General features: G+C 32.6%; 12 protein-coding genes. 11 read left to right on the forward strand and 1 reads right to left on the reverse strand.

Annotation, left to right across the window (positions count from 1 at the left end):
• The 8 genes from floA to recO all read left to right on the forward strand — a co-directional run bounded on the left by floA (position 1) and on the right by recO (position 5,991).
• Positions 1 to 984, forward strand: a complete 984-nt coding sequence (floA, locus tag ACM591_RS07835; RefSeq protein ID WP_029377165.1) for a flotillin-like protein FloA — start codon at positions 1 to 3, stop codon at positions 982 to 984.
• Between the two features lie 16 nt (positions 985 to 1,000).
• Positions 1,001 to 1,669 (forward strand): DUF6479 family protein, encoded by a 669-nt coding sequence (locus tag ACM591_RS07840; RefSeq protein ID WP_029377166.1) that lies wholly within the window; start codon positions 1,001 to 1,003, stop codon positions 1,667 to 1,669.
• Positions 1,670 to 2,052: 383 nt separating this feature from the next.
• A complete protein-coding gene (locus tag ACM591_RS07845) occupies positions 2,053 to 3,000 on the forward strand; it encodes a PhoH family protein (protein ID WP_029377167.1) in 948 nt (315 codons plus the stop codon).
• Positions 3,001 to 3,462: an rRNA maturation RNase YbeY gene (ybeY, locus tag ACM591_RS07850; RefSeq protein WP_029377168.1), complete on the forward strand. Its 462-nt coding sequence runs from the start codon at positions 3,001 to 3,003 to the stop codon at positions 3,460 to 3,462.
• Positions 3,463 to 3,470: 8 nt separating this feature from the next.
• Positions 3,471 to 3,809 carry a diacylglycerol kinase family protein gene (locus tag ACM591_RS07855; protein ID WP_029377169.1) on the forward strand — a complete coding sequence of 113 codons (339 nt, stop codon included), beginning with the start codon at positions 3,471 to 3,473 and terminating at the stop codon, positions 3,807 to 3,809.
• Positions 3,810 to 3,895: 86 nt separating this feature from the next.
• Positions 3,896 to 4,300, forward strand: coding sequence for a cytidine deaminase (cdd, locus tag ACM591_RS07860; protein ID WP_017724603.1), 405 nt, complete (start codon positions 3,896 to 3,898; stop codon positions 4,298 to 4,300).
• Positions 4,300 to 5,199 carry a GTPase Era gene (gene era / locus ACM591_RS07865; RefSeq protein WP_029377170.1) on the forward strand — a complete coding sequence of 300 codons (900 nt, stop codon included), beginning with the start codon at positions 4,300 to 4,302 and terminating at the stop codon, positions 5,197 to 5,199. Before cdd ends, era begins: the two co-directional genes overlap by 1 nt.
• Before the next feature lie 33 nt (positions 5,200 to 5,232).
• Positions 5,233 to 5,991: a DNA repair protein RecO gene (recO, locus tag ACM591_RS07870; RefSeq protein ID WP_029377171.1), complete on the forward strand. Its 759-nt coding sequence runs from the start codon at positions 5,233 to 5,235 to the stop codon at positions 5,989 to 5,991.
• A 594-nt stretch (positions 5,992 to 6,585) separates the two neighbouring features.
• Here recO and ACM591_RS07875 read toward each other — a convergent pair.
• Complete coding sequence (locus ACM591_RS07875; RefSeq protein ID WP_029377172.1) at positions 6,586 to 7,977, reverse strand: glycine--tRNA ligase; 1,392 nt, start codon at positions 7,975 to 7,977, stop codon at positions 6,586 to 6,588.
• Positions 7,978 to 8,311: 334 nt separating this feature from the next.
• Between ACM591_RS07875 and ACM591_RS07880 the strand changes: the two genes are divergently transcribed.
• From ACM591_RS07880 to dnaG, 3 genes are read left to right on the forward strand one after another with little or no spacing between them, the layout of a single operon-like run.
• Positions 8,312 to 8,944, forward strand: coding sequence for a helix-turn-helix transcriptional regulator (locus ACM591_RS07880; RefSeq protein ID WP_029377173.1), 633 nt, complete (start codon positions 8,312 to 8,314; stop codon positions 8,942 to 8,944).
• A gap of 13 nt (positions 8,945 to 8,957) precedes the next feature.
• Entirely contained in the window at positions 8,958 to 9,779 is an 822-nt protein-coding gene (locus ACM591_RS07885) for a pyruvate, water dikinase regulatory protein (RefSeq protein WP_029377174.1), read from the forward strand.
• A gap of 46 nt (positions 9,780 to 9,825) precedes the next feature.
• Positions 9,826 to 11,610, forward strand: a complete 1,785-nt coding sequence (gene dnaG / locus ACM591_RS07890; protein ID WP_029377175.1) for a DNA primase — start codon at positions 9,826 to 9,828, stop codon at positions 11,608 to 11,610.
• The last annotated feature ends 90 nt before the right edge of the window (positions 11,611 to 11,700 follow it).

An 11,700-nucleotide genomic window follows, 5' to 3' on the forward strand; every position in this document is an offset into this window, starting at 1 on the left:
ATGATCGGATTAATTATTATTGTCGCAATAGTAGTAATAGCATTATTGTTATTATTTTCATTTGTTCCAGTCGGATTATGGATTTCAGCAATTGCCGCTGGTGTTAAAGTAGGAATAGGTACATTGGTAGGTATGAGATTACGTAGAGTATCACCAAGAAAAGTTATTTCACCGCTTATCAAAGCGCATAAAGCAGGGCTTAACTTAACTACGAATCAACTTGAATCTCATTATTTAGCTGGTGGTAACGTTGACCGTGTAGTTGATGCAAATATCGCAGCACAAAGAGCGGACATTAACTTACCATTTGAGCGTGGCGCTGCTATCGACTTGGCTGGTCGTGACGTCCTAGAAGCTGTGCAAATGTCAGTAAACCCTAAAGTTATAGAAACACCATTTATTGCTGGTGTTGCTATGAACGGTATCGAAGTAAAAGCTAAAGCGCGTATTACAGTACGTGCCAACATTGCTCGTTTAGTTGGTGGTGCTGGTGAAGAAACAATCATCGCTCGTGTAGGTGAAGGTATTGTTTCTACAATCGGTTCAAGTGAACATCACACACAAGTATTAGAAAATCCAGACAATATTTCGAAAACTGTTTTAAGTAAAGGTTTAGATTCTGGTACAGCTTTTGAAATATTATCAATTGATATAGCTGATGTTGACATTAGTAAAAATATCGGTGCAGACTTGCAAACTGAGCAAGCACTTGCAGATAAGAATATTGCACAAGCTAAAGCTGAAGAACGTCGTGCAATGGCTGTAGCACAAGAACAAGAAATGAAAGCGAAAGTACAAGAAATGCGCTCTAAAGTTGTTGAAGCCGAAGCTGAAGTACCTTTAGCAATGGCAGAAGCTTTACGTTCTGGAAATCTAGGCGTCAAAGATTATTACAACTTGAAAAATGTTGAAGCAGATACAGGTATGAGAAATTCTATTAATCAACGCACAAATCAACAAGATGATGAATCACCGGATAAATAATTTTAGGGGTGATTAAATGAATATAGGTATTATTATTTTTGTAATATCTGTGATTGTAACAATAATCGGAGCTATTAATGATAATAGTCATAAAGATAGACAAAATCAAAAGCCACCAGTAAATAAACGACCAAATAGTAATGGTGAGCAACCGAAAAAAGGCGGTTTCTTCGACGAATTAGGTAAAACATTCAAAGAGATTGAAAAACATATTAATGAAGACCCTACGTCTCAAAGAAGAGAACCCGAGCAAATGCCTCAACCTGAACAATCTCAATCATCACCAATGGAAACACGTGCAGAAAAAATGGAATCACCAAGTTCTGAACGTAAAATGAGAAAAGATAATGAAACAGAAGCAGATAAATTAAAACAAGCTCAACAACAAAAAGATAATAAATTACAAAAAGAGCTTGAAGCTGATTTAATGGGACAAATACAAGATGTTCGAACTGAAATTGATCGTGAAAACGAGAAAAAACTTCAGAGAACGGAGAAAAAAGCGCGTGCAATTATTGCGGATAAATACTTATCTGAAAGAACAAAGAGATTTCGCTTGAAACAATTGATGAATGCACACGCTATTCAAAGTCCCGCTAATAATGATCAGTTTAGGTTTGCCGATGATGAAGTGGTGAATGGTATTATTTGGTCAGAAGTACTGGAAAGACCTAAAAGGTTATAATTTCATATTTTAACGTCTTATATAAATCCACGTATGTAGGTTTTATAAGGCGTTATTTTTTTGTTGCAAAACACTGTACAAATGAATCTTTTTTAACTATTATTGAATAATTACTCAATTTGCGTACTACTTAATTTATTCAATTAGATAGAATGTAAATCTTCTGTTAAAATTGTAGAAACCACATATGATTCAATACGCTTTAAAATAATATCAGTCATTTTCGTGATATAATGAAGATGTAACTTGAATAGTAAATTTGAATCATGAAATTCAAATGAATAAATATCTGAAATGATTTATTGTTTATTAAAACTTTTTGTAACTTAAAATCTAATAGGATAAAATGAGAACAACGAATATATTTGTAAAGGAGTACTTATATGCCTGGAATTATTCAAATAGATGACAATAACGAAGCGCAAGCACTCATTGGTAATAATGATGAACATCTTAAATCAATAGAGGAAGCCTTTGATGTCATTGTGCATGCTCGAGGACAAGAAATCTCTGTGAAAGGTGAGTATGTTGAGCATGTTGAAAAAGCAGAATCAGTACTAATTAACTTACTGAAAGTCATTCAACAAGGGGTTTCTATATCTATTAAAGATGTAGAAGCTGCTGTAAAAATGGCGCAAAATGGTACGATTCAATACTTATTAGATTTATATGAAGATGAAATTACTAAAGATGCATATGGCAAAACAATCCGTGCTAAAACAATGGGACAACGTATGTATGTCAATGCAATGTACCACAATGATTTAGTTTTTGGTGTAGGGCCAGCTGGTACTGGTAAGACTTTCTTGGCAGTTGTTTATGCCGCGAAACAATTACGCAAAGGTAATGTAAAGCGTATAGTGCTTACTAGACCTGCCGTTGAAGCTGGAGAATCATTAGGATTCTTACCTGGTGATTTAAAGGAAAAAGTAGATCCATATTTAAGACCATTATACGATGGTTTAAATACAGTTTTAGGAAGAGAACAAACAGCTAGATTTATAGAAAGAGGCATAATTGAAATTGCTCCGTTAGCTTATATGAGAGGTAGAACTTTAGATGATGCTTTTGTCATATTGGATGAAGCACAAAATACCACTCATGCTCAAATGAAAATGTTTTTAACTAGATTAGGCTTTGGATCTAAAATGGTAGTAACTGGAGATAAAACACAGATAGACTTACCAAAAGGCGTTAAAAGCGGTTTAAAAGAAGCGATTAAAAAGCTAGAAAACGTAAAAGGATTAAGTATTCATAATCTTGACCAAAGTGATGTTGTACGTCACCCATTAGTAAGTAAAATTATTGATCGTTATGAGGGAGAAGAATAAATGTTTACAATAGATTTTAGTGATCATACAGAGTTAGTTCAAAATGAATGGTTAACACAAATAGATGAACTCCTTACTTTTGCAAAAAAACAAGAAAATATTGAAGAAGAAGCCGAATTATCTGTGACATTTGTTGATAAAGAAGAAATTCAAGAAATCAATAAAATGTATCGTGATAAAGATAAAGTAACAGATGTTATCTCTTTCGCTTTAGAAGAAGATGAACCAGAAATAACTGGTCTTGATATGCCAAGGGTATTAGGAGATATAATTATTTGTACTGATGTTGCGAAAGAACAGGCTGATAATTATGGTCATAGTTTTGAAAGAGAACTCGGTTTTCTTGCATTACATGGTTTTTTACATTTATTAGGCTACGATCATATGAATGAACAAGATGAAAAAGAAATGTTCGGACGACAAGAACAAATACTTAATGCCTATGGATTAACAAGAGATTAGAGGCGCATATGAAACGATTTAGTTATGCTTTTCAGGGTATGTTAGTACTGATAAGAAAAGATCATAAATTTTTATTACATCTTTTATTAGCTTTAATAGTCATTATTGCGGGTTTTACTTTTAAAATTAATGAAGTAGAATGGCTTTTTATTATTATATCAATTGGTCTAGTACTCGCGTTTGAGGCGATTAATACTGCCGTAGAATACGTTGTAGATTTAGTTACCAATGAATATCATGTTTTGGCAAAAAATGCTAAAGATGTTGCTGCCTTTAGTGTTGTGCTTGCTTCTCTCGTCGCTTTAGTTATAGGACTCATTATTTTTTTACCTTATGTATTTAAATAGTAGTGCAATTTCGGAAATTTTGTTTATACTAAAAAGACATAGCAATTAAAATAGAACAACTTATTATTAAATAGGGGAGATAAACGATGGCTTACCAATCACATTATTTTACAGAAGTAAGAAATGCTCAAGCTAATGCATATGCACCATATAGTAATTTTAAGGTTGGTGCGTATTTAAAGACTAAAGATGGAAAAACATATTACGGGGCTAATGTAGAAAATGCTGCTTATCCTATGTCTATATGCGCAGAAAGATCTAGTTTAGTGTCAGCAATTGCGGATGGTTATCGACCGGGAGATTTTGAGTCAATTACTGTTACTGTAGATGCAGATGAACCTTCTTCGCCCTGCGGTGCTTGTCGACAAGTAATGAAAGAATTATGTGATGATGACATGCCAGTGTATATGACAAATCATCAAGGCGATATGATAGAATCAACAGTAAATGAACTACTACCATTAGGGTTTTCAGGAAAGGATTTAAATTAATGACAGAACACAAATCAGGATTTATCTCAATTATAGGTAGACCGAATGTTGGTAAATCAACTTTTGTAAACCGAGTAATTGGACATAAAATTGCAATAATGTCTGACAAGGCACAAACTACTAGAAACAAAATACAAGGTGTTATGACGCAAGAAGATGCTCAGATTATCTTTTTGGACACACCGGGTATTCATAAACCAAAACATAAATTAGGCGATTACATGATGCGTGTGGCTACAAATACACTATCTGAAATTGATGCTATTATGTTCATGGTAAATGTTAATGAAGATATCGGTCGTGGTGACGAGTATATTATGGAAATGCTCAAAACTATTAAAACACCAATATTCTTAGTATTGAATAAAATTGATTTAGTACACCCAGACGAATTGATGCCACGAATCGAAAAATACAAGCGATATTTGGATTTCACTGAAATTGTTCCAATTTCAGCTTTAGAAGGTCACAATGTTGACCATTTTATCAATGTACTAAAATCTTATTTACCAGAGGGTCCTAAATATTATCCAGACGATCAAATATCTGACCATCCAGAACAATTTGTAGTTGGTGAACTTATACGCGAAAAGATTCTACATTTGACTAGTGAGGAAATACCTCATGCCATCGGGGTTAATGTTGATCGCATGGTTAAAGAAGATGAAGATAGAGTGAGAATTGAAGCTACGATTTTCGTAGAAAGAGATTCTCAAAAAGGTATTGTGATTGGAAAAGGCGGTAAAAAATTAAAAGAAGTTGGAAAACGTGCCCGTCTTGATATAGAACGTTTACTTGGCTCTAAAGTTTATTTGGAACTATGGGTAAAAGTTCAAAAAGACTGGCGTAATAAAGTGAACTTCATACGTCAAATGGGTTATTTAGAAGATCGAGATTAAGGCGAAGAATTTTTCGGAAGTCGGTGAGCTATTATGTTGATCAAACAAAAAGGTATAATCATTAAAACAGTTGATTATGGCGAATCCGATAAAATTATAACAATTTTGAATGAATATGGCGCAAAAGTACCTTTAATGGTAAGACGAGCTAAAAAGAGTAAGAGTGGTTTACAAGCCAACACGCAATTATTTGTGTATGGCTTGTTTATTTATTCTAAGTGGAAAGGCATGGGGACATTAAGCTCCGTCGATGTGATTGAACAAAATTATCACCTTCGTTTAGATATTTACGAAAGTAGTTTTGCTAGTTTATGTGCTGAAACAATTGATCGTTCACTTGAAGCAGATGAAGTTTCTAAATATAGTTATGACCTTTTACATTTTGTCTTGGACAAAATAAAAGATGGTGTTTCAGCTCAACTGATGTCTGTAGTTGTCTTGCTAAAATGTATGAATCGTTTCGGGTTTAATGCTATATTTGACAAGTGTGCAGTTACTGGCAATGATGATCAATCCAAATTAATAGCATATAGTTTTAAGCATGATGGTGCTATTTCTGAAGTTGTTAAATATCAAGATCCACATGCACTAGTTTTATCTAATAAAACGCTTTATTTGCTAGATATTCTTCAAAAATTACCAATTAATCAAATGAGTTCCCTTAGTATTCATGCTGATGTTGTCAATGAGATGTCTGAATTAATGATACTATTATATAAAGAATATGTGGGAATGTATTTTAAAAGTCAGAAACTAATCAATCAATTACATAGATTAGATAATTTATCTTGACTGAGTCATATAAACATTGGCTTTTATCAATTTCTGTATAAAATCAACTGAATAAACACATGATAAATTAGATAAAAATGCACTTCTAATATAAGATACAAAAATCTTATTGTTAGGGTGTATTTTTTATTTTTAAGTATAGTCCATTTAAACAGCCCCCAAAACGCTATATTCTTTACTAAATGATATATACTCAAATATATGAAAAGTCTTGCTTTTAATAAACTATAATTATATTATGTAAACCTAAAATATAGTTGAATAAGATCAAAAACAGATTATAGGGATTGTTGAAATTGATATAGAATCTTCAATCTCATGATACTTTACTTGAAAATTTCGGTGTTTAAGGGGGGATAAAGCCGTATAAATTACAAAAAGTTAAATTATAGATATTGAATCTAACTTCTATTATCTGTGAAAACAATTAAAAGAGAGTAGTGGTATAACCTAATACATTAAATGTTCACCAATTTAGTAAAATCATTACACAAAAATCTCTTGTATGAATACTCAAGTGTAAATAAATAAAAATAAACCAAACGCTATATTTAACGTTTGGTTTATTTATAAGTAATATTAACTTTAACTAAATTAGAATTTAACTTTTTCAGTTAAGAAAGCATTTAGTTCTGTGATTGGCATACGAACTTGTTCCATAGTGTCACGATCACGTACAGTTACTTGTTTATCTTCTAAAGAATCAAAGTCAAAAGTAATACAATATGGTGTACCGATTTCATCTTGACGACGATAACGTTTACCAATTGATTGTGACTCATCGAAGTCTATAGAGAAGTTAGCACTCAATTCTTCAAATACTTTAATCGCGTCACCAGATAGCTTTTTGCTCAATGGTAATACTGCTGCTTTATATGGAGCAAGCGCAGGGTGGAAGTGTAATACAGTTCTAGAATCTTTACTACCTTCAACGCCTTCTTCATCATAAGCGTCACATAAGAACGCTAATGTGACACGATCAGCACCTAATGAAGGTTCGATACAGTAAGGGATATATTTTTCACCTGTTTCTTGATCGTGATATTGGAAATCTTCACCTGAGTGTTCGCTATGTTGTTTTAAGTCGAAATCAGTACGGCTAGCGATACCCCATAGCTCACCCCAACCAAATGGGAAGCGATACTCAATGTCAGTAGTTGCATTTGAATAGTGAGAAAGCTCGTCAGCATCATGGTCACGTAAGCGAGTAGCTTCTTCGCTTAAGTTTAAATCTTTTAGCCATTGGCTTGCGAATGTTTTCCAATAATTTTGCCATTCTATTTCTTCACCTGGTTTACAGAAGAATTCTAGTTCCATTTGTTCGAATTCACGTGTTCTGAAAATGAAGTTACCTGGAGTAATTTCATTACGGAATGACTTACCTACTTGACCAATACCAAATGGTAATTTTTTACGCATTGTACGTTGTACATTTTTATAGTTTACGAAAATACCTTGTGCAGTTTCAGGACGTAAGAAAAGTTCATTTGTAGAATCCTCAGTTACACCTTGGAAAGTTTTGAACATTAAATTAAATTGACGAATATCAGTCCAGTTTGCTGTTCCACTCACGGGACAAACGATACCTTCTTCATCAATGATGCGTTTCATTTCATCGAAGCTTAAACCATCAGCAACAAAATTTTCATCGCCTTTTTCATTTGCCATGTAATCCTCGATAATTTTATCAGCACGATAGCGAATTTTACTATCTTTGTTATCGATCATAGGGTCGTTAAAGTTACCAAGGTGACCAGATGCTTCCCATGTTTTAGGGTTCATTAAAATTGCAGCATCAATACCCACGTTATATGGAGATTGAGTAATGAATTTTTGCCACCAAGCTTTTTTAACGTTATTTTTTAATTCTACTCCAAGTGGACCGTAATCCCATGTATTTGATAAACCACCATAAATATCACTACCAGGGAACACAAATCCTCTATGTTTCGCTAATGAAACAATTGTTTCCATATCTTTTGCCATAAAAAATACACTCCTTTTTAACATAAAAACGTCCCAAGACACAGAAAAAAATAAACTTTATCCGTGCCTTGGGACGAGTTAATCATTTTTAATCACATATTTGTAATATGTGTTTGTTTACTGAATTTTTGTTAACCCGCGGTTCCACCCAAGTTAGTGTGAACACTCGCTTTTACAAATCATTTAGTTGTAGCCATTAATCTTTGTTAAGCTTTCACTATCCTTAACTCGCTTTAAATCTAATTTTAATGTATTGATGCTTTATAAGCAAGTAAATATATGTATTTGTAGCAATTTAAGATTCAATGTATAATTAAATAAATTGATTAAAGGGGTGAGCGTTATAGAACTAAGTAAAAGGCAACAACAAATCGTTGAAATTGTGAAGAATAATGGCCCGATTACTGGTGAACATATAGCTGAACGGCTGAGTTTAACACGCGCGACTTTAAGACCCGATTTAGCTATTTTAACAATGTCTGGTATTTTAGAAGCTAGACCACGCGTTGGTTACTATTATTCTGGGAAACCAAAAAATAAATTAATAGCCGATGAACTAAAACAATATGTAGTTAAAGATTATGCTTCTCACCCAGTAGTAGTGAAAAGTGAGATGACTGTATATGATGCGATATGTACTATATTTTTAGAAGACGTTAGTACACTTTTTGTAATTAACAGTAACGGTGATTTTATGGGGGTTTGTTCACGTAAAGATTTATTGAGAGCATCAATGATCGGGGAAGATATACATACGATGCCCGTGAATATCATCATGACACGCATGCCTAATTTAAGTTTCGTTTTAGAAGACGAAAGAGTAATATATGCAGCTAATCTCATGATTGAAAAAGAAATCGATTCTTTACCTATTGTGGTTAAAAAGGAAAATGGAAAATATGAAGTTAAAGGTCGTATTTCTAAAACAACGATAACTAAAATCTTTGTATCATTATTAAATGAATAGGTGGTATTAATTAATGGAAAATATTAGAATAATAGTCGCATCTGACTCAGTAGGTGAAACCGCAGAACTAGTAGCAAGAGCCTGTATTTCACAATTTAATCCGAATCAATGTGACAGTGAAATCAGCAGATATCCTTACATTGAAGCACTAGAAAACGTAGATGAAGTAATTTCTGTTGCGAAAGATACTGAAGCAATTGTGGTTTATACACTAGTTAAACCAGAAATAAGAAAATATATGGAAGCAAAAATTAGTGAATTTGATATTAAATCTGTAGATATCATGGGACCATTAATGAATATTTTATTAGATAAAATTGATGAACAGCCATATTTTGAACCAGGACTTGTCCATCAATTAGATGAAGCCTATTTCAAAAAGATTGATGCAATTGAATTTGCAGTTAAATATGATGATGGTAAAGATCCGAAAGGTTTATCAAAAGCAGATATTGTCTTATTGGGGATTTCAAGAACTTCAAAAACCCCATTATCTCAATACCTTGCACATAAAAGTTATAAGGTTATGAACATTCCAATTGTTCCAGAGGTTACACCACCAGACGATTTATTTAATATTGATTCATCTAAATGTATAGCTTTAAAAATAAGCGAAGAAAAATTGAATAAAATTCGTAAAGAACGTCTGAAGCAGCTTGGGTTAGGGGACAGTGCTAGATATGCTACGGAACAGCGTATTGAAGAAGAGTTAAATTATTTCCATGATTTAGTTGAAAGAATCGGCTGTCCGGTAATTGATGTTTCTGATAAAGCGATTGAAGAAACTGCAAATGATATTATTAGTATTATAGAGCAAAATAGTTTCAAAAAATAAATAAAACATTTATAATAGTGTAACTAATGTTTAATAGGTGATTATTTTGCGAATCGAACAATCTACAATAAATGAAATAAAAGAAAAAACTGATATACTTGACTTGGTTAGTGAGTATGTGAAGTTAGAGAAAAGAGGACGCAATTATATAGGTTTGTGTCCTTTTCATGATGAAAAGACTCCGTCCTTTACCGTGTCAGAAGATAAGCAAATTTGTCACTGTTTCGGTTGTAAAAAAGGGGGCAATGTTTTTCAATTCACGCAAGAAATAAAAGATATTTCCTTTACTGATGCTGTTAAAGAATTAGGAGAACGTGTTGATATTAAAGTTGAAACAGAATCTTCAAATTCAAATCAAGAGGTTTCACATCAAGTTGCATCAGACGATTTGAAAATGATTGAAATGCATGAATTAATGCAAGAATATTATCATTATGCTCTGAAAAAAACAGTTGAAGGCGAAGCAGCATTGAATTATTTGAAAGAACGAGGTTTTACTGATGCGCTAATCGATGCGAGAAAAATTGGCTATGCGCCAAACAATTCACATTTTTGTCATGATTTTTTAAAGAAAAAAGGATATGATATTCAATTAGCATATGAAGCTGGGTTGTTATCTCGAAATGAGGAAAATTTTAGTTACTATGACCGTTTTAGAGATCGTATTATGTTCCCGTTAACTAACGCGCAAGGAAGAACTGTTGGTTATTCTGGTAGAACGTATACAAACCAAGAACCAAAGTATTTAAATAGTCCGGAGACACCAATATTTCAGAAGCGTAGATTACTATATAACGTTGATTACGCTAGAAAATCTATCAGAAAAACTGATGAATTAATTTTATTAGAGGGCTTTATGGACGTGATTAAAGCGGACCAAGCTGGACTTAAACAAGTTGTTGCTAGCATGGGAACACAAATATCACAAGAGCATGTAGCATTTATTAAAAAGTTAACGACTAATGTTACTTTGATGTTTGATGGAGATTACGCAGGTACGGAAGCTACATTAAAAACTGGACAAATGCTGCTACAACAAGGTTTTAATGTATTTGTAGTGCAATTACCTAAAGACATGGACCCCGATGAATATATCGGGAAGCATGGAGTGGAAGCCTTCAATTACTATGTAGAACATGAGAAAAAATCATTCATTATTTATAAAGTGCATACGCATCAAGATGAAATTGAAAATAACGATTTATCATATGAACGGTATTTAAAGGAAATCACCAACGATATTTCTTATATGAGTTCAACTATTTTACGGAAAAAGATATTGCAAGAAGTTTCGGAATTGTTTAAAGTTAGCTTGGATAGTCTAAATAATATAGTAGGACAGCAACAAGATTACTATCAACCCCAAGAGTATCGAGTGCCTTCTGTGCCACAATTTAATAATTTAAATAAGAATGAGAAGGCAGAACGTGCTTTGCTTAAACATTTTATGAATGATAAAGACACATTTTTAAATTATCATAAATTACTTCAGTTAGAAGACTTTACAAATGAATATTTTAAGCGTATATTTAATGTTTTACACGAGTTTTACTCTGAAAATGATACGTTTAATATTAGTGATGTATTACAGTACATTGATTCCAATGAAATTAAAGAAGCATTTATATCATTAGATAACTATTTGATAAATGAAGAACCTTTTGAACATGAAATTGATGACTATATAAATACACTGACAACTAATAGAAATGAAGAAACTATTGAATCACTTAATCAAAAGCTTCGAGAAGCGTCGAGATTGGGTGATTTAGAACTGCAAAAATATTATTTAGAAAAAATTGTAACTCATAATAAAAGTAGAATGAATTGAAAAATATGTATTTGTCTGTATGTTTATAACACTTAATGTGTATACGATACAATGTTTTGAGTAGATTTTACTAATTTTATCTATAAAATT

The sequence above is a fragment of the Staphylococcus sp. Ze2 genome (assembly GCF_048568365.1).
GTDB lineage: Bacteria > Bacillota > Bacilli > Staphylococcales > Staphylococcaceae > Staphylococcus > Staphylococcus xylosus.

Coding starts and splice junctions, on each gene's coding strand:
- floA (WP_029377165.1), top strand. CDS start 1: ATGATCGGATTAATTATTATTGTCGCAATAGTAGTAATAGCATTATTG.
- ACM591_RS07840 (WP_029377166.1), top strand. CDS start 1,001: ATGAATATAGGTATTATTATTTTTGTAATATCTGTGATTGTAACAATA.
- ACM591_RS07845 (WP_029377167.1), top strand. CDS start 2,053: ATGCCTGGAATTATTCAAATAGATGACAATAACGAAGCGCAAGCACTC.
- ybeY (WP_029377168.1), top strand. CDS start 3,001: ATGTTTACAATAGATTTTAGTGATCATACAGAGTTAGTTCAAAATGAA.
- ACM591_RS07855 (WP_029377169.1), top strand. CDS start 3,471: ATGAAACGATTTAGTTATGCTTTTCAGGGTATGTTAGTACTGATAAGA.
- cdd (WP_017724603.1), top strand. CDS start 3,896: ATGGCTTACCAATCACATTATTTTACAGAAGTAAGAAATGCTCAAGCT.
- era (WP_029377170.1), top strand. CDS start 4,300: ATGACAGAACACAAATCAGGATTTATCTCAATTATAGGTAGACCGAAT.
- recO (WP_029377171.1), top strand. CDS start 5,233: ATGTTGATCAAACAAAAAGGTATAATCATTAAAACAGTTGATTATGGC.
- ACM591_RS07875 (WP_029377172.1), bottom strand. CDS start 7,977: ATGGCAAAAGATATGGAAACAATTGTTTCATTAGCGAAACATAGAGGA.
- ACM591_RS07885 (WP_029377174.1), top strand. CDS start 8,958: ATGGAAAATATTAGAATAATAGTCGCATCTGACTCAGTAGGTGAAACC.